The 18,155-nt window shown below is 63.2% G+C and carries 11 protein-coding genes; 9 read left to right on the forward strand and 2 right to left on the reverse strand.

What is annotated here, in order from left to right; genetic code table 11:
- Nucleotides 1-62 precede the first annotated feature (62 nt).
- Both M2339_RS03045 and M2339_RS03050 read right to left on the reverse strand, forming a co-directional pair.
- The gene (locus tag M2339_RS03045; RefSeq protein ID WP_264578482.1) at nucleotides 63-638 is read right to left on the reverse strand and encodes a MarR family winged helix-turn-helix transcriptional regulator; all 576 of its coding nucleotides are present in this window, start codon (nucleotides 636-638) and stop codon (nucleotides 63-65) included.
- A 183-nt stretch (nucleotides 639-821) separates the two neighbouring features.
- Nucleotides 822-4,043 (reverse strand): TonB-dependent receptor plug domain-containing protein, encoded by a 3,222-nt coding sequence (locus M2339_RS03050; RefSeq protein WP_264587547.1) that lies wholly within the window; start codon nucleotides 4,041-4,043, stop codon nucleotides 822-824.
- Between the two features lie 368 nt (nucleotides 4,044-4,411).
- Here M2339_RS03050 and M2339_RS03055 point away from each other — a divergent pair, with 368 nt between their 5' ends.
- The 9 genes from M2339_RS03055 to M2339_RS03095 all read left to right on the forward strand — a co-directional run bounded on the left by M2339_RS03055 (nucleotide 4,412) and on the right by M2339_RS03095 (nucleotide 18,046).
- A complete protein-coding gene (locus tag M2339_RS03055) occupies nucleotides 4,412-6,832 on the forward strand; it encodes a glycogen/starch/alpha-glucan phosphorylase (RefSeq protein WP_264587546.1) in 2,421 nt (806 codons plus the stop codon).
- A complete protein-coding gene (glgB, locus tag M2339_RS03060) occupies nucleotides 6,829-8,982 on the forward strand; it encodes a 1,4-alpha-glucan branching protein GlgB (protein WP_264587545.1) in 2,154 nt (717 codons plus the stop codon). The genes M2339_RS03055 and glgB overlap by 4 nt, the downstream gene beginning before the upstream one ends.
- Before the next feature lie 46 nt (nucleotides 8,983-9,028).
- Entirely contained in the window at nucleotides 9,029-10,294 is a 1,266-nt protein-coding gene (gene glgC, locus M2339_RS03065) for a glucose-1-phosphate adenylyltransferase (RefSeq protein ID WP_264570843.1), read from the forward strand.
- A 93-nt stretch (nucleotides 10,295-10,387) separates the two neighbouring features.
- Nucleotides 10,388-11,842 carry a glycogen synthase GlgA gene (gene glgA / locus M2339_RS03070; protein WP_264587543.1) on the forward strand — a complete coding sequence of 485 codons (1,455 nt, stop codon included), beginning with the start codon at nucleotides 10,388-10,390 and terminating at the stop codon, nucleotides 11,840-11,842.
- Complete coding sequence (locus M2339_RS03075) at nucleotides 11,839-13,470, forward strand: alpha-D-glucose phosphate-specific phosphoglucomutase (RefSeq protein ID WP_264587542.1); 1,632 nt, start codon at nucleotides 11,839-11,841, stop codon at nucleotides 13,468-13,470. Before glgA ends, M2339_RS03075 begins: the two co-directional genes overlap by 4 nt.
- Nucleotides 13,471-13,508: 38 nt before the next feature.
- The gene (glgX, locus tag M2339_RS03080; protein WP_264587541.1) at nucleotides 13,509-15,308 is read left to right on the forward strand and encodes a glycogen debranching protein GlgX; all 1,800 of its coding nucleotides are present in this window, start codon (nucleotides 13,509-13,511) and stop codon (nucleotides 15,306-15,308) included.
- 136 nt (nucleotides 15,309-15,444) lie between these two features.
- Nucleotides 15,445-16,359 (forward strand): SDR family NAD(P)-dependent oxidoreductase, encoded by a 915-nt coding sequence (locus M2339_RS03085; protein ID WP_181560166.1) that lies wholly within the window; start codon nucleotides 15,445-15,447, stop codon nucleotides 16,357-16,359.
- Between the two features lie 76 nt (nucleotides 16,360-16,435).
- Complete coding sequence (locus M2339_RS03090) at nucleotides 16,436-17,209, forward strand: glutathione S-transferase family protein (protein WP_264573239.1); 774 nt, start codon at nucleotides 16,436-16,438, stop codon at nucleotides 17,207-17,209.
- A 45-nt stretch (nucleotides 17,210-17,254) separates the two neighbouring features.
- Nucleotides 17,255-18,046 (forward strand): glutathione S-transferase family protein, encoded by a 792-nt coding sequence (locus M2339_RS03095; protein WP_264587540.1) that lies wholly within the window; start codon nucleotides 17,255-17,257, stop codon nucleotides 18,044-18,046.
- The last annotated feature ends 109 nt before the right edge of the window (nucleotides 18,047-18,155 follow it).

Genomic DNA, 18,155 nt, shown 5'->3' on the forward strand with positions numbered 1-18,155 from the left:
CGGTCGATTGCATTGTCCGTTGGCCCGCTTATCCGGCGCGGACCATCCGAGCCCATAAATCGTCAGCGGGTGGCGGGTGGCAGTCCGTCATTTGCGAATCCCGGCAGCTTGCCGATCTGGTCGGCGGGCAGATCGAGCCCGGATTCGATGCGTTGGAGCAGCATCGAGAAGAAGTCATAGCCTTCCCGCACCTTGTCCTCGGAGACGTCCTCAAGCAAATGCGCGCGCAGGCTGGCGGCTATTTCGAGCATATGGGCCAGCGTCTGATAGCCCTCGGCCGTCAGGCGCATCAGCTTGTTGCGCCGGTCGCTGGGGTCGGGCAGGCGTTCCACAAGCCCTTCGGCTTCCAGCAGGTCCAGCGTGCGGGTCAGCGTGGGGCCTTCGATCCCGACGCGCTTGGCGATCTGGATCTGGGTCGTGCCGGGCGGTGCATAGGCGATGGAGGACATCGCCTCCATGCGCGATGCGCTTTGGCCGATATCCCGCAGCTTCTCATCGACCAGCGCGCGCCAGCGGCGGGCCAGCATCACGATGGTGATGGTCAGCGCCATGTCCGGGGAGGGATAGCCGGATTTCGGTGGCAGGACCTTGCCGAAGATTTCAGCTTCGCTGCCTGCCGTCTTGGGAGCGCTTTTCATGCGATGCTGTTCCTTCGTTACCTTGTCAGCAGGGCGCGATCGCCCAAAAGATCGCAAAAACCGCTGCGATCGGCAAAATTAGTTTGCGCGTGAGCAATGTGCAACCGCCCGCGACCTGTCTTGTCTGCAACCGTTCAGGGGCGGCGCAGGTGGCGGACGCCCAATGCGCCCGCCACGCCCTTGTCAAAAGCGCAACCGCGCGCCGAGGAAGAAGCGCCGGCCAAGCACATCGTAGGTACTCGGGTCCGTGACACCGGATTGTGAAGAGCCTCCCTGCGCGAGCGTGCCCGCCCGCACGCCGAGGCGCGGGGGCTGCTTGTCGAACAGATTGTCCACGCCGAAGCGTAACTCCACAGTGGATGTCGCTGCGATCCGCCCCGAGAGATCGAAGATGTCATAGGCGGGGATTGGGAGTTCGGTCGCGGTCGTGCTGGTCGCGTAGGTGAAGTAGCGAACCTTGGGCAGATGACGCCATGTCAGGCTGATCGCACCCGGGCCGAAATTATAGGCGACGTTGGTCGACAGCTTCCATTTGAACTGCGCACTATACTGGTTGCTGCCGATGGTATCGCGATAGTCGGCCGTCGGCCCGCCCGGCAAGCTCTGGACGTCGAACTTGTCGAGATAGTTGAACGCGATATTGGTGGTGAACGATCCCTCATCCCCGAACAGCCCGGGCGCCGGGACGGTCCAGTTGAGATTGGCGTCGATGCCTGCGGTGTGGATTTTACCCAGATTTTCGAAGAAGGCGCGTGTCGCCGACCAGAAGCCACTTTGCGGCTCACGGATGATCCGGGTGCAGAACTCGTTGCCGGGATCGTAAGTGGGATTGCTCGTCCCATCGAAGTTGAAGCACTGGCGGTAGACATAATCGGTCGACAGGGTCGAGACGGCGCCTGCGATCTTGATATTATAATAGTCGACCGAGAGGGTCAGGCGACTGAGCCATGGGGAATCCCGCCATGGCGAGCGGATGACCATGCCGGCCGTGAAGGTGCGGGCTTCCTCGGACTTGAGATTTGGGTTGCCCAATGTGACATCTCGCCCGAGCGGGAACAGCTGCGGCTGATTGCCCACGAAATCCGGACCGATCGGAAAGCCGCCTGAGATCGCGGAGCAGAGTGCCAGAACCTGCGCGCGATCCGGATTGTCGGCGCGATTGCCATAGCCGGGATAGGCGGAATTGTTGGCGTGGGTCGCGCACGGATCGCCACCGGGCCAGTTGACCACGGTGTAGATGCCCGGCTGGAAGATTTCCGCGATGTTCGGTGCGCGATTGGCCACCTGATAACCGCCGCGGAACTTCAGCCAGTCATTCACGTCCCAGTCGCCAATGACTTTCCATGTGCCGACCGAGCCTGCCGTGTTGTAGCTCGAGTGACGATAGCCCGCATTGAGGTTCAGTGCCTGAACGAAGGGCAGATCGGACAGAAGCGGAATGAGGACCTCGCCGTAGAAATCCTTGACGAAGATCTTGCCTTCCGTTCGCGAGACGCCGGGCAGGCTGATGACGCCGCTGTTGATCGTCTGCGCGTTGAGCGGACCGCTGGGCTCATAGAAGAAGTTGTTTTCGCGATAGGAGGCGCCGGCCGCAAAGCGCACTTCACCGGCTGGCAGGTCGAACAGTCCACCCTGGAAATTCACTTCCGCCTGGGTCTGCCCAACGACCGTCTCAGCCTTGATGTTTGCTTGGATCAGATCTTGGCAGTCCTGCGAGACCGGGGCGGTGGTGAACGGGTTGAGACCGCTCGTGCAGCTTGCGGACATGCCGAGACTGGGGTGCAGGAAGGTTGTTCCGGCGCCGTAGTTCGGAAGGCCGATCAAGGTTTGATAAGCGTCCAGATCGATGAAGTTCTCATAGCGCGTAACTTGCGAACTCCTGCCGTGACCGCCGAAGACGTCGAACGTCCAGTCACCAATGCCCACATTGCCGCGGAAGCCGCCGATCACCTCATAATTATAGGTGTTCGTTTCGGTGCGCGAGGGGCCCATGAACGTCATCGATTGATTGAGCGACCATGGCGCATTCGGGCGAGCGCGGCTGCGCAGGATGTCGCAGAGGTCCTGCGGAACGGGGTGGCCCACCGCCGCGCCACATGTCGCGGCGTCGAACGTGATACCGGCATTCAGTTGACTGAACGCCGTCGCATAGGTGGACTGGGTCTGGACGTTGTTCTGGTCGAACTTGGCCTGAACATAGGCCGTAATGCCATCCGTGATGTCGTAATGCGCGCTGCCAAAGAAGGAGATTCGCCGCAGCGGCAACTGGAGATAGCCTTCCTTGCTGACGAAGGAGGCATTGCCGTTCTCCAGAATTTTCACATTGGGGTCGGTGCCGTTGTAATTGGGTGCGGGCGCACCTGTCACGCGGCCGACGACGCCCGAGAAAATCGTGGCATCGAGCGGATTTGCCGCCTTATTGAAGAAGAAGCTGGTCGACAGCCCCGGCCCGGCAATCGCGACTTCCCCCGGCGCGAAGCCGTAGCGCGCAAACACCTGATTGACGGCCGCCTGGGACGGGTTGCCGGCTGGTGCACCGAAGTCGAAGCCGGCCACCACGCCCGGCACGCCGGTCGTATTGGTGCGCGGCGTAACGCCGAAGCTGCTGCCGAAGAAGACCGCTCCGCCGCTGCTGGCGGGATCGGTATAACCAGCCTGATAGAAGGGGCGATCCGCCTGATAGATGATGTCGCGGTCCTGATAGGTCACGCCCAGCATGGCGTTGCCGCGTCCATCGGCGAAGTTGCCACCAACAAGCGCGGATATCTCGAACTGCCGGCCATCGCCACGTTCGCTGATTCCCATGCTGGTATCGATCGTGACGCCGGAATAGTCGCGCTTGAGCTTGAAATTGACGACGCCGGCAACGGCATCCGCGCCATAGGTTGCGCCCGCGCCGCCGGTGATGACCTCCACGCTGTCGAGCGCTGCTTTGGGAATGGTGTTGATATCGACCACCAGTGTCGCATTGGCCGGCTGAGTGCGCCGTCCATCCAGGAGGACCAGCGTTCGATTGGCGCCGATGCCGCGCAGGTCGAGCGTCGCGATACCGGGGCTGTTGGTCGGTGTGGCCTGCACGTCAGATCCGGCCAGGCCGGTCAGGCCGGCGCCGCCGCGACCGGTCGCGCCGACGCCGCCGGTGAACTGCGGCATTTCCTTCAGGCCCTGATCGATGCTGAGATCCGAGGAAGACTGCAACGTGTCGCTTGTCACGGTGGTCAGCGGCGTCGCTGAGGTATAATCGCGGCGCACGATCCGCGATCCGGTGATGACGATCGCCTGCGTCTCCTGCGCGTCCGCCTCGGTGGACTGGGCCTTTGCCGGGCTTGGCGCGTCGAAGGCAAAGGCGAGCGCCGTACAACTCACCAGGGCACGCGCCGTCCATCTGTCAGTTCGTGGGTTCATCAGTCTTCCTCCCCTGCGTCGCGCGAGCCATTCGCGCAGCGTGGTCGTCTCTCGAGGAAGAGTGAGCGGCGTGGATACGCGTCATCGTGCGCAGGAACATCGAATGAGCGAACGCCATCTGCCTGCGCGGACCTGTGCCGCGCAGCCATATCCTCCCCGTCTGCGTCGCCGACTCGAAAGGTCAGCTTCAAATGAATGCTATTCAAATAAATGCAGACGGCAACTACTAAGATTCAATCGAAATTTGGGCTCTGCACTGACCCGGGGGTTCGAGGAAAAGCATTGAAAGCAAGGCTGGCGCATGCGTGCGTCTGTGTTATCGATGGGTGATTCCGCGACGCGGCATGAATCGAAAAGGGGCAGGGCTAATGGCGAGTAGAGACAGCAGGTCGGACAAGGCGCTTCAGATGCGGATTGTTGACGCGCTGGTCCACCGGATTGGCAAGGATAGTCAAGCTGCACTGCCGCACGACTGGCTCGCCGCGACGATCTATACCCTGCGCGACGAGATCATCGAGCGGTGGATGGAATCGTCCAAGGCGGCTCATGCTGCAGGTGCGAAGAGAGTCTATTATCTCAGCCTCGAGTTCTTGATCGGGCGACTGCTGCGCGACGCGCTGAGCAATCTCGGCGTGGTCGGGGAGGTGCGTGCTGCGCTGGCCGAACATGGCGTGGACCTGGACGAGATCGTGGAGATCGAACCGGATGCTGCGCTGGGCAATGGCGGCCTCGGACGTCTGGCGGCCTGCTTCATGGAGAGCCTCGCGACGCTCGACATCCCCGCTTATGGCTATGGCATCCGCTATGTGAACGGCATGTTCCGCCAGCGCATCGATGATGGCTGGCAGGTCGAACTGCCCGAAAACTGGCTGGCGCACGGTAATCCATGGGAGTTCGAGCGGCGGGAGAGCGCCTATCGCGTCGGCTTCGGCGGCGAGGTCGTCGGTGATGTCGACGGTCGCGTCGAATGGCATCCGGCCGAGAAGGTCATCGCCATGGCGGTCGACACACCCGTGGTCGGCTGGCGCGGACGTCGCGTCAACACGCTGCGGCTGTGGAATGCCTTCCCGGTCGATCCGCTGCGGCTCGATGCCTTCAATGCCGGCGATCATGCCGGGGCGCTCGCCGAGCAGGTGCGCGCCGAAAGTCTGGTGCGCGTGCTCTATCCGGCGGATTCGACGCAGGCCGGGCAGGAACTGCGGCTGCGCCAGGAGTATTTCTTCTCGTCCGCCTCCATTCAGGACATCGTGCGGCGGCACATACAATATCATGGCGACATCCGTACGCTGCCGGACAAGGTCGCCATTCAGCTCAACGATACGCATCCGGCGGTGTCCGTCGCGGAACTGATGCGCCTGTTGATGGACGATCACGGGCTGGAACTGGCTGAGGCGTGGACCATCACGCGCGCCACCTTTGGCTATACTAACCACACTCTGCTGCCCGAGGCGCTGGAGAGCTGGCCGCTGCCGCTGTTCGAGCGGATGCTGCCCCGGCATATGCAGATCGTCTACGCCATCAACGCGCTGGTGCTGCGTGAGGCGCGGGCCAGCAAGCAGCTCGATAATGCAGCCATCTCCGCCATTTCCGTGATCGACGAAAATGGCGAACGCCGCGTGCGTATGGCCAATCTCGCCTTTGCTGGCGCGCACAGCGTCAATGGCGTCGCGGCACTGCATACCGAGCTGATGAAGCAGACCGTCTTCGCCGATCTGCACCGGCTCTACCCGGACCGGATCAATAACAAGACCAATGGCGTGACCCCGCGGCGCTGGCTGCTGGAGTGCAATCCCGGCCTCACTGCGCTCATTCGCGAGACGATCGGCGACGGGTTCATGGACGATGCCGAGAAGCTCCACGAGCTGAACCGGTTCGCTGATGATGCGGCGCTTGGCGAGCGGCTGGGCGCCATCAAGCGCGCCAACAAGGAGGCGCTGACGCAGCATCTGCGCGAGCATATGGGCATCCGCCTCGATCCCTCCGCGCTGTTCGACGTGCAGATCAAGCGCATCCACGAATATAAGCGCCAGCTCCTCAATCTCATTGAGACGGTGGCGCTCTACGACCAGATCCGCAGCCATCCGGAGATCGACTGGGTGCCGCGCGTCAAGATTTTCGGCGGCAAGGCAGCGCCGAGCTACCATAATGCCAAGCTCATCATCAAACTGTCCAATGACATCGCCCGGCGGATCAACAGCGATCCCTCGGTGGGCGGATTGCTCAAGGTCGTCTTCGTGCCAAACTATAATGTCAGCCTGGCTGAGAAGATCATCCCCGCCGCCGACCTCTCCGAGCAGATTTCCACCGCCGGCATGGAGGCATCCGGCACCGGCAACATGAAGTTCGCGCTCAACGGCGCGCTGACCATCGGCACGCTCGATGGCGCCAATATCGAGATCAAGGATCGGGTCGGCGATGACAATATCGTCATTTTCGGTCTGACGGCGGATGAAGTCGCGCACCAGCGGGCCAATGGGTATAATCCGCGCCAGATCATCGAGGAGTCGCGCGAGTTGCAGCAGGCGGTTTCAGCGATTGCCTCGGGCGTCTTCTCGCCGGACGACCCCAATCGCTATGTCGAACTGATCGGTGGGCTGTATGACCATGACTGGTTCATGGTCGCCGCCGATTTCGAGAGCTACAGCCAGGCCCAGCGCGCTGTCGATGCCCGCTGGTCGAACCCGGCCGGTTGGCAAAGTGCAGCGCTGCGGAACATTGCGAACGTTGGATGGTTCTCCTCAGACCGCACCATCGCGGAATATGCCAAAGACATCTGGGGAGTTATGTGAAGCCGCCCAAAGCGGCCCTTGAAGCCTTGCTGGCTGGCACCCATGCCGACCCCTTTTCGCTGCTCGGGCCGCACGAAGGGCCGACCGGCATATTCGTGCGCGCTGTGGTGCCGGGGGCTGAGCAGGTGGAGGTGCATGACCTGGCCGGAGCGCGGCTGGGCACGCTGGAGCGCGTCGATGCGCGCGGTCTGTTCGAAGGCGCAGTGTCGGGACCGCGTCAGCCCTTGCGCTATCGTGCGAAGGGGCAGGGGGCCGAGTGGACAATCACGGACCCGTACAGCTTCGGGCCGGTCCTGGGGCCGCTCGATGATCTGCTGATCGGGGAAGGCACGCACTTCCGATTGTTCGACAAGCTCGGCGCGCATCTCATTGAACATGAAGGGGCTAGCGGCGTCCACTTTGCCGTCTGGGCGCCCAATGCACAGCGCGTGGCTCTGGTCGGCGACTTCAATGATTGGAACGGCCAACGCCATGTGATGCGCCGGCGCAGCGACAATGGCGTGTGGGAAATCTTCATGCCGGGCCTCGGGGCGTGGGAGGCGTATAAATATTTGATCGTCGGGCCGGACGGTACGGTCCAGCCGCTCAAGGCCGATCCGTTTGCCTTCGCGTCCGAGCTTCGGCCGAAAACCGCGTCGATGACCTTCTCTCCAGCCAAGCCGGACTGGGGCGATGCCGCCCACCGCGCGCATTGGGCCTCGGTCGATCCACGCCGCGTACCGTTGAGCATTTACGAGGTTCACCCCGGCTCTTGGCGGCGGGATGAGCAGGGCTGGTTCCTGTCATGGGACCGGATGGCCGAGGAACTGATCCCTTATGTCGCGGACATGGGCTTCACGCATATCGAATTCCTGCCGGTCTCCGAGCATCCCTATGACCCGAGTTGGGGCTATCAGACCACCGGTCTTTATGCGCCGTCGGCCCGCTTTGGTGATCCGGCCGGCTTTGCCCGCTTTGTCGATGGCGCCCACCGCGCCGGCCTTGGCGTGCTGCTCGACTGGGTGCCCGCGCATTTCCCGACCGATGCGCACGGGCTGGCCCGCTTCGATGGCACGGCACTTTATGAGCATGAAGACCCGCGCCAGGGCTTCCATCCGGACTGGAACACCGCGATCTACAATTTCGGCCGGCGCGAGGTGGCGAGCTTCCTCGTCAACAATGCGCTGTTCTGGGCCGAGCGCTATCATGTCGACGGATTAAGAGTCGACGCCGTCGCCTCGATGCTCCACCGCGACTATAGCCGCGAGCCGGGCGCATGGGTGCCCAACGCGGAGGGCGGGCGCGAGAACTGGGAGGCCGCAGCCTTCCTCCAGACCATGAACAAGGCGATCTACGGCGCCCATCCCGGCATCATGACGATTGCCGAGGAATCCACCACATGGCCGGGCGTCACGCATCCCGTGCATGACAATGGGCTGGGTTTCGGGTTCAAGTGGAACATGGGCTTCATGAACGATACGCTCAGTTACATGGCGCGTGATCCGATCCACCGGCGGTACCATCACGAAGAGATCACCTTCGGGCTGACCTACGCCTATACCGAGAATTTCGTGCTGCCGCTCAGCCATGACGAGGTGGTCCACGGCAAGGGCTCGCTGCTCAACAAGATGGCCGGCGATGATTGGCAGAAATTCGCCAATCTGCGCGCTTATTATGCCTTCATGTGGGGCTACCCCGGCAAGAAGCTGCTGTTCATGGGGCAGGAGTTCGCGCAGCGCCGGGAGTGGAGCGAAGCGCGCGCGCTCGACTGGGAGCTACTGGACGCGCCTGCCCATTCCGGCATCCGGACGCTCATTCGTGATCTCAATGGTTTGTACCGGTCTCTTGCCGCCCTGTATCAGCGCGATTGCGAAGGCGAGGGCTTTGAATGGCTGATCGTGGACGATCGCGAGAATTCGGTGTTCGCCTGGGTCCGCAAGGCACCCGGCGCGGCGCCTGTCGCGGTGATCGCGAACATGACGCCGGTGGTGCATTATGATTATCGCGTGCCGCTGCCGCATGATGGCATCTGGCAGGAGGTGATGAACACCGATGCCGCGATCTATGGGGGCAGCGGTGTCGGGAATTTGGGTGCGGTGAAGGCCGAGAAAGGCGTGGCGAGGATGACCTTGCCGCCGCTCGCCACAATCATGCTGCACGGAGAGGATTGAGGCGTCCGCCGTCATAATGGCGCGCCAGAGGAAGGAGTGGGAACAGGTGACACAAAGAGAAGGCCGCAAACAACCTCTGGCACGCGACGCGATGGCTTATGTCTTGGCCGGCGGGCGCGGCAGCCGCCTGATGGAACTGACCGACAATCGCGCGAAGCCTGCGGTGTATTTCGGCGGCATGTCCCGCATCATCGATTTTGCGCTCTCCAATGCGATCAACAGCGGCATCCGGCGCATCGGCGTGGCGACGCAGTACAAGGCCCACTCGCTCATCCGCCACATGCAGCGCGCCTGGAACTTCCTGCGCCCCGAGCGCAACGAGAGCTTCGACATTCTGCCCGCCTCGCAGCGCATCGACGAGTTTCACTGGTATGAGGGTACAGCGGACGCGGTGTTCCAGAACATCGACATCATCGCCAGCCACGCGCCAAAATATATCGTCATCCTGGCGGGCGATCACATCTACAAGATGGATTATGAGCTCATGCTCCAGCAGCATGTGCAGGAAAATGCCGATGTGACCGTGGGCTGCCTGGAAGTCCCGCGCATGCAGGCGACGGCCTTTGGCGTCATGCATGTCGATGATAAGGGCCAGATCACCAGCTTCCTCGAGAAGCCCGCCGACCCGCCAGCCATGCCCGGCAAGCCCGATGTCGCGCTCGCCTCGATGGGCATCTATGTCTTCACGACCGAATTTCTCTTCGAGCAGCTGCGGCGGGATGCCGATGATCCGGAAAGCAAGCGCGATTTCGGCGGGGACATCATCCCCTATATCGTCAAGCACGGCAAAGCTGTCGCTCATCTGTTTTCATCGAGCGCGATACGCGCCGCCGAGCAAATCGAAGAATATTGGCGCGATGTCGGCACGCTCGATGCGTATTGGGAAGCCAATATCGACCTGACCGACGTGGTCCCCAAGCTCAACATGTACGATCGGGACTGGCCGATCTGGACCGACCAGATCATCGCTGCGCCCGCCAAGTTCGTGCATGATGAGGAAGGCCGCCGGGGCATGGCGGTTAGTTCGCTCATCTCGCAGGATTGCATCGTCTCGGGCGCCGAGGCGCATCGCAGCCTGCTGTTCACCGGGGTGAAGATGGGCAGCTTCGCCAGCGTGAAGGAGGCGGTGATCCTGCCTTATTGCAACATCGGTCGCGGTGCGCGGCTCAAGCGGTGCATCATCGATAGCGGCGTCCGCATTCCGGAAGGTCTGGTCGTCGGCGAAGATCCGGGCCTGGACGGGCAGCGGTTTCGCCGCACGGAAAGCGGCATCTGTCTGATCACCAAGGCGATGATCGACCGGCTGGACTAGCGTCTAGGGCCGCGCGCAGCACTTGCGCGTGTCGAACCGGATTTTTCATCCTTTGCCTTAAGGCACGTCGCCGTCCATCGGGTTGTTACGAACATGACAGAGCTTTCCGTCCTCTCCGCCGCGTCCGAATGCTGGCCTCTCATCAAGACCGGCGGCCTTGCCGATGTGGCCGGGGCCTTGCCGGCGGCGGTGGCGCGGCATGGCGTGGCGATGACGCGCTTTCTGCCGGGCTACCCCTCCGTCTTGAAGGCCCTGCCGCGCAAGCGCACCGTCTTCCGCTATGACTCGCTGCTCGGCACGCCGGCGCGCATTCTCGCTGCCAAGCATGAGGGGCGCCCGCTGCTGGTCCTGGATGCACCAGGCTTTTTCGAGCGCGATGGCGGACCTTATGCCGATGCCATGGGGCGGGACTGGCTGGACAATGGCCTGCGTTTCGCCGCCTTCGCTAAGGCGGCAGCCGATCTCGCCGCCGGGCGCGCGGGGCTCAAGCCGTTCGATGTGCTCCACGCGCATGATTGGCAGGCCGGGCTGGCGCCGGCCTATCTGGTCTATTCCGGGGATCAGACGACAAGGCCCGCCAGCGTGATGACCATCCACAACATGGCATTCCAGGGCTGGTTCGACGCGGCTTTCTTTGCCCGGCTGGACCTGCCGCCGGTCGCATGGTCGATCGAGGGCGTGGAATATCATGGAGGCGTGGGGATGCTGAAGGCGGGGCTGGTCCTCGCGGATGCGATCACCACCGTGAGTCCCGGCTATGCCGAGGAAATCCGCCGGCCGGAATTCGGCATGGGGTTGGAGGGGCTGGTCGTCGGCCGGCAGGACCGCATGCATGGCATCGTCAACGGTATCGATGCTGCCGAGTGGAATCCGGCCAAGGATGCAGCGCTGGCCGCGCCATTCACGGCGGACGACCTCTCCGGTCGCGTGGCCAACAAGCGGGCGATCGAGGCCGCCTTCGGGCTGGAGAGCGGTGATGGGCCGCTGTTCGTCGTCATCACACGGCTCACCTGGCAGAAGGGCATGGACGTGCTGCTGGAGGTGATCGATCACCTCGTCGGCCTGGGGGGCAGGCTCGCGGTGCTCGGCAGCGGTGATGCGGCGATCGAGGCCGGACTTCATGCCGCCGCCGGCCGCCATCCCGGTCGCGTTGGCATTCGCATCGGCTATGACGAGCCGCTCGCTCATCTGATGCAGGGCGGGGGCGATGCCATTCTCATTCCCTCCCGGTTCGAGCCCTGCGGTCTCACGCAGCTTTACGGTCTGGCTTATGGCTGCGTGCCGGTCGTCGCGCGCACCGGCGGGCTGGGCGATACGGTGATCGACGCCAATGAGGCCGCGATGAACGCGGGGGCAGCCACCGGCGTGCTGTTCTCGCCGGTCGATTATCAGGGCCTTGCAGCGGCGATCAGCCGCACGATCCGCCTTTATGGGGCGCGCTCGCGCTGGCAGCAGATCCAGCAGGCGGGGATGAAAACGGACAATAGCTGGGGACGGAGCGGCGCTGCCTATGCTGCGCTCTACCGGCAACTCAAGGAGCAGAGATGACGATCACGCGCGTTCCCACTACGCCGTTCGAAGGCCAGAAGCCCGGCACATCCGGCCTGCGCAAGAAGGTGCGGGTGTTCCAGCAGGCCAATTATGCCGAGAATTTCGTCCAGTCGGTCTTCGATGCGATTGATGGCAAGGATGGCGCCCTGCTCGTGATTGGCGGCGACGGTCGCTATCATAACCGCACGGTCATCCAGCAGACGATCCGCATGGCCGCCGCCAATGGCTTTGCGAAGGTGATGGTGGGGCAGGGCGGCATCCTCTCGACGCCCGCCGCCAGCCACCTGATCCGCAAATATGGCGCGCTGGGCGGGCTAATCCTCTCCGCCAGCCACAATCCTGGCGGGCCGGACGAAGATTTCGGGATCAAGTATAACGTCTCCAATGGCGGGCCGGCGCCAGAGAAAGTGACCGAGGCGATCTACGCGCGCACGCAGACCATTAGCCAGTGGCAGATGGTGGAAGCAGGCGACATCGATCTCGATGCGCTGGGCATCGTCCCGGTTGGCGGCATGGCGGTCGAGGTGGTCGATCCTGTGGCCGATTATGCCGATCTGATGGAGGAGCTGTTCGACTTTGCCGCCATCCGCAACATTGCCGTCGGCGGCTTTACGCTCGCCTTCGATGCGATGAGCGCGGTCACCGGCCCATATGCGACCGAGATTTTCGAGCGACGCCTGGGCTTTGCGCCCGGCACCGTCCGCAATGGCACACCGCTGGAGGACTTTGGCCATCATCACCCGGACCCCAATCTCGTCCACGCCAAGGTGCTGTACGATCTGATGATGAGCGGGGACGCCCCCGATTTCGGCGCCGCGTCGGATGGCGATGGCGACCGCAACCTGATCATCGGCAAGGGGCGCTTCGTCACGCCGTCGGATTCGCTGGCGATGCTGGCGGCCAACGCACATCTCGCCAAGGGCTATCGCGGCGGCCTCGAGGGCATTGCCCGCTCCATGCCAACCAGCGCGGCAGCGGACCGCGTGGCGGAAGCGCTCGGCATCCCGAGCTTCGAGACGCCAACCGGCTGGAAATTCTTCGGCAATCTGCTGGATGCCGGCATGGCGACCATCTGCGGCGAGGAAAGCGCCGGCACGGGCAGCGATCATGTCCGCGAGAAGGACGGGGTGTGGGCCGTGCTGCTCTGGCTCAACATCCTCGCCGAGCGGAAGATCAGCGTCGATGCCCTGGCCCGCGATCACTGGGCGCGCTTTGGCCGCAATTATTATGCGCGGCACGATTATGAAGGCATCGAGACGGAGAAGGCCAATGCGCTCATCGAAGCGCTGACGGCGGCGCTCCCCGCGCTGCCCGGTGCGCGCTTCGGCGCGCTCACCGTCGCTGCGGCGGACAGCTTCTCCTACGCCGATCCGGTCGATGGCTCGGTCAGTGCCAATCAGGGCCTGCGCGTGCTGTTCGAGGGCGGTTCTCGTGTGGTGTTCCGTCTCTCCGGCACAGGCACGGAAGGCGCGACGCTGCGGGTCTATCTGGAGCGTTACGAGCCGGTTGGCGGCGCGCTGGATGAAGAGACGCCTGCGATGCTGGCGGGGCTGATCGCAGCGGCAGAGGCGATTGCTGGTATCGCGCGCCACACGGGCCGCACTGCCCCGGATGTCGTGACATGAGGCGGTGCGCCTTTGCCTCGCAGGCGTTCAGGGCCTGAATGTACGGCGTTCACCTCACCCGCGAGGGCGTGACATTCTCCGTCTGGGCGCCCGACGCCACTACCGTCACCCTGTGCCTGTTCGACGAGGATGGGCACGAGCATTGCCATGCCATGGCCCAACAAGCCGATGTCTGGCAGGCGCAGATTGCCGGGGTCGCGGCCGGCCAGCTTTATGGCTTTCGCGCCGACGGCCCATGGGCGCCGGAGCAGGGGCTGTGCTTCGACCCTGCCAAGCTGCTGGTCGATCCCTGGGCGAGCGCGATCGATCGGCCTTTTGTTTACGATCCCCAGCTCGTCGAGCGCGGCGTAGAGACGGCGCCGCTGGTGCCGCGCAGCGTCGTCACCGCGCCGCTGGCCGATCTCCCGCCAGCGCCGCCGCACTTTCGCCAGGGCGCCCTGATCTACGAGTTGAATGTGCGCGGTTTCACCATGCTGCACCCGGACGTGCCGCCCGCGCTGCGTGGCACGGTGGCGGCGCTTGCACACCCGGCGGTCATCGCGCATCTCCAGAAGCTGCATGTCGGCGCGATCGAACTGATGCCGATCGTCGCCTGGATCGATGAGCGGCATCTGGTCGCGCGTGGCTTGGCCAATGCCTGGGGCTACAACCCGATCGCGCCCATGGCCCTCGATCCCCGGCTTTGTCCCGGTGGGATGGCGGAATTGCGCGAAACGGTGGCGTGCCTGCACCAGGCCGGCATCGGCGTCATTCTCGACCTTGTGTTCAACCACACCGGTGAGAGCGACCGGATCGGGCCGACCCTGTCGATGCGCGGCTTGGGCGAGCGGAGCTATTATGCGCTGGAGGCCGATGGCAACCTCGTCAACGTCGCCGGCACCGGCAACACGCTTGACTTTACTCAGCCTGCCGTGCGGGCGCTCACGCTGGAGACGTTGCGGCGCTTCGTGCGCGAGGCGGGCGTGGATGGCTTCCGCTTCGATCTCGCGCCGGTGCTGGCGCGCGGCCCGGCCTTCGACCCGCAGGCGCCAATCTTCGATGAGATCGCGCGCGACCCTTGGCTGGCGGATCGGGTTCTGATCGCAGAGCCATGGGATATCGGCGCGGACGGCTATCAGCTCGGCCGCTTTCCTGAGAACTGGCTGGAGTGGAACGACCGGTATCGCGACGATGTGCGCCGCTTCTGGCGTGGCGATGGCGGGATCGGCGCCTTCGTCACGCGTCTCGCCGGATCATCGGACATCTTTGGCAAGCCGAGCCGGAGCGTCAATTTTCTGGCGTCTCATGACGGCTTCACGCTCGCCGATACCGTGGCGTATGTCCATCGCCACAATCTCGCCAATGGTGAGCATAATCGCGATGGGCATGGCGAGAATTTCAGCTGGAACCACGGTGTCGAGGGGCCGAGTGACGATCCCGCCGTGATCGCGGCGCGCGGGGATGATCTGCGGGCCTTGCTTGCGACGCTCTTTGCCTCGTCCGGCACGATCATGCTGACGGCCGGCGATGAATTTGGCCGCACCCAGCAGGGCAACAACAATGCTTATGCGCAGGATAATCCGCTCTCCTGGATCGCTTGGCATGATCGCGATACCGCACTCGAGGCCTTTGTCTGCGCGCTCTCCGCTGCGCGTGCGGTGGATCTCGATGCGTTCGCGACTTTTCCTGAGCCCGGCCGCTGGTTCCGAGCGGACGGGGCGGATATGAGCGTTTCCGACTGGGAATCGGCCGAGACCGGCTTCGTCCGTTATGAAGCGGACTTGCCGAACGGTCGCCGCTTCCCGCTCCTCGTCGACCGCGCGCAACGCCGACTCATTGTTGACATTGTCCGGCATTGAGTGAAAACCGGGCGGGGAATGGGGAATCATTCCGCGCAAAGCGAAGGGCCAGCGGCCTGGCGCAGCAGCACGGAACACCCTGATGGGCATAACAGGTCAGTCTCCCGTCGGATGACCGGAGCGAGGAGTGGATTGCATGAAGGATTTAAAGGGCCAACTGGCTTTCATCACCGGTGGTGCCTCGGGTGCCGGCTTCGGCCAGGCAACCGTGTTCGGACGGGCGGGCGCTGAGATTGTCATTGCGGATGTGCGCGCCGAAGCCATCGACGCCGCCCTTGAGAAGCTGCGGGCCGAGGGCATCCGCGCCCACGGCATCAAGCTCGATATCATGGACCGTGACGCCTACGCGAAGGCCGCGGACGAGGTCGAATCCGTTTTCGGTCGCGCGCCGACGATCCTGTCCAACACCGCTGGCGTCAACAGCTTCGGGCCGATCGAGAAGACGACCTATGATGACTTTGACTGGATTGTAGGCGTCAACCTGGGCGGTGTCATCAATGGCATGGTCACTTTCGTCCCGCGCATGATCGCGGCGGGTGTGCCGGGGCATATCGTGACGGTGTCCTCGCTCGGCGGGTTCATGGGCAGCGCGCTGGCCGGTCCCTATTCGGCGGCGAAGGCGGCCAGCATCAACCTGATGGAAGGCTACCGGCAGGGTCTGGCGCAGTATGACATCGGTGTCTCTGTCTGCACGCCGGCCAACATCCGCTCCAACATTGCCGAGGCGAGCCGCCTGCGTCCTGAGAAGTTCGGGTCGAGCGGCTATGTCGAGAATGACGATTCCATCGCCTCCCTGCACTCGATCCACCAGCACGGGCTTGATCCCGAGAAGCTGGGCGAGGCGATCATGAAGGGCATTCAGGAAAACGCGCTCTACATCATTCCCTATCCGGAAGTGCGCGAGGGGCTGGAGAAGCATTTCCAGGCGATCATCGAGTCCGTCGCGCCGATCGAGAGCGACCCCGAGGGCGCGCGTCTGCGCACCGAGGCGCTGATCAATTGGGGCCGCGACCGCACCCGCGTCTTCGCTGACGGCAAGAAGGGCGAATAATATCGCATTGCGCGATCGAATTGCGCTCGGGCGCCATGCGGAGCCATGGTCGCGCTAAGAACTATCGGAGAGAGACATGACCCTCAAATTGTACAGCTTTGGTCCCGGCGCCAATTCGCTCAAGCCGCTCGCAACGCTCTATGAGAAGGGCCTCGAATTCGAGCCGGTGTTCGTTGACCCGGCCAAGTTCGAGCAGCATTCGGACTGGTTCAAGAAGATCAATCCGCGCGGCCAGGTGCCGGCGCTCTGGCATGATGGCCAGGTCGTCACCGAATCCACCGTGATCTGCGAATATCTCGAAGACGTGTTTCCGGATGCCGGCACATCGCTGCGCCCCGCTGATCCGTTCAAGCGCGCGGAAATGCGCGTGTGGACCAAATGGGTGGACGAGTATTTCTGCTGGTGCGTCTCCACCATCGGCTGGGCATTCGGCATCAAGGCGATCGCGCAGAAGATGACCGACGAGGAGTTCGAGGATCATGTCACCAACAAAGTGACGATCCCCGAGCAGCAGGTGAAGTGGCGCCGCGCCCGCAACGGTTTCCCTCAGGAGATGCTGGACGAGGAATTCCGCAAGGTCGGCGTATCGGTCCAGCGGCTGGAGGAGACGCTCTCCAAACAGGACTATCTGGTCGACAGCGGCTTCAGCCTTGCAGACATCTGCAACTTCGCCATTGCCAATGGCCTGCAGCGCCCCGGCGGTTTCTTCGGCGACTATGTGAACGAGCAGAAGACGCCCGGCCTGTGCGCCTGGCTGGCGCGCATCAACGAGCGTCCAGCGATCAAGGCGATGTTCGAGAAGGCCAAGAGCGAGGATCTGCTCAAGGCCAAGCCGCAGCCCGCCGCCTGAACCGGGCGGCGGTCATACATCAAGGATAAGAAGGCGGACCGGGCAATGACGCAGGATCTCACCATCTACCACATTCCCGGTTGCCCCTTCTCGGAGCGCATCGAGATCATGATGGCGCTCAAGGGCGTGGCGCTGAAGGATGTCGAGATCGACATCTCCAAGCCGCGCCCGGACTGGCTGCTGGCCAAGAGCGGCGGCACCACGGCGCTGCCGCTGCTCGATGTGGAAAATGGCGAGAGCCTCAAGGAGAGCATGGTCATCCTGCGCTATCTTGAGCAGCGATACCCGCAGCCTGCCGTCGCGCATCCCGACCCGTTCTGCCACGCGGTCGAGGGGATGCTGGCGGAGCTGTCCGGTCCATTCTCGGGCGCGGGTTACCGGATGATCCTCAACCGCGATGCGGACAAGCGCGAGGAAATGCGCGCGGCTGTGGACGCGGAGTTTGGCAAGGTGGATGCGTTCCTGCGCCGCTACGCCACGGGCGTCGACTTTCTGTTCGAGGATCGCTTCGGCTGGGCGGAGGTCGCCTTCACGCCGATGTTCAAACGGCTGTGGTTCCTCGAATATTACGAAGATTATGAGGTGCCCGCCCAGTTCGACCGGGTGTTGCGCTGGCGCGCGGCCTGCGTCGCGCATCCGGCCGCCCAGCACCGCAGCCATGAAGAGCTGATCAAGCTCTATTATGATTATAGCCAGGGCGGCGGCAACGGTCGCATACCCGAAGGGCGCGCCATTTCTAGCTTCTCCCCGGATTTCGACTGGCGCAACCGCCCCATGCCTCCCCGAGACAAATGGGGCCGCCCCGCGACCGATAAAGAACTGGGCCTTGCCACTTAACCCGCAAATTGCTTAGCATGCTATGATCTGATTGCCACATCCTTCATGCTTTCTTGGCAAGATGCATCTTCGGGCCATGACATGAGGAATTGTTAACCATAATGAGGGA

The organism is Sphingobium sp. B2D3C (genome assembly GCF_025961835.1).
GTDB lineage: Bacteria > Pseudomonadota > Alphaproteobacteria > Sphingomonadales > Sphingomonadaceae > Sphingobium.

Excerpts from the sequence above, each read along its gene's own strand:
- M2339_RS03045 (WP_264578482.1), bottom strand. The coding sequence starts at position 638 with ATGAAAAGCGCTCCCAAGACGGCAGGCAGCGAAGCTGAAATCTTCGGC.
- M2339_RS03050 (WP_264587547.1), bottom strand. The coding sequence starts at position 4,043 with ATGAACCCACGAACTGACAGATGGACGGCGCGTGCCCTGGTGAGTTGT.
- M2339_RS03055 (WP_264587546.1), top strand. The coding sequence starts at position 4,412 with ATGGCGAGTAGAGACAGCAGGTCGGACAAGGCGCTTCAGATGCGGATT.
- glgA (WP_264587543.1), top strand. The coding sequence starts at position 10,388 with ATGACAGAGCTTTCCGTCCTCTCCGCCGCGTCCGAATGCTGGCCTCTC.
- M2339_RS03075 (WP_264587542.1), top strand. The coding sequence starts at position 11,839 with ATGACGATCACGCGCGTTCCCACTACGCCGTTCGAAGGCCAGAAGCCC.
- glgX (WP_264587541.1), top strand. The coding sequence starts at position 13,509 with ATGTACGGCGTTCACCTCACCCGCGAGGGCGTGACATTCTCCGTCTGG.
- M2339_RS03085 (WP_181560166.1), top strand. The coding sequence starts at position 15,445 with ATGAAGGATTTAAAGGGCCAACTGGCTTTCATCACCGGTGGTGCCTCG.
- M2339_RS03090 (WP_264573239.1), top strand. The coding sequence starts at position 16,436 with ATGACCCTCAAATTGTACAGCTTTGGTCCCGGCGCCAATTCGCTCAAG.
- M2339_RS03095 (WP_264587540.1), top strand. The coding sequence starts at position 17,255 with ATGACGCAGGATCTCACCATCTACCACATTCCCGGTTGCCCCTTCTCG.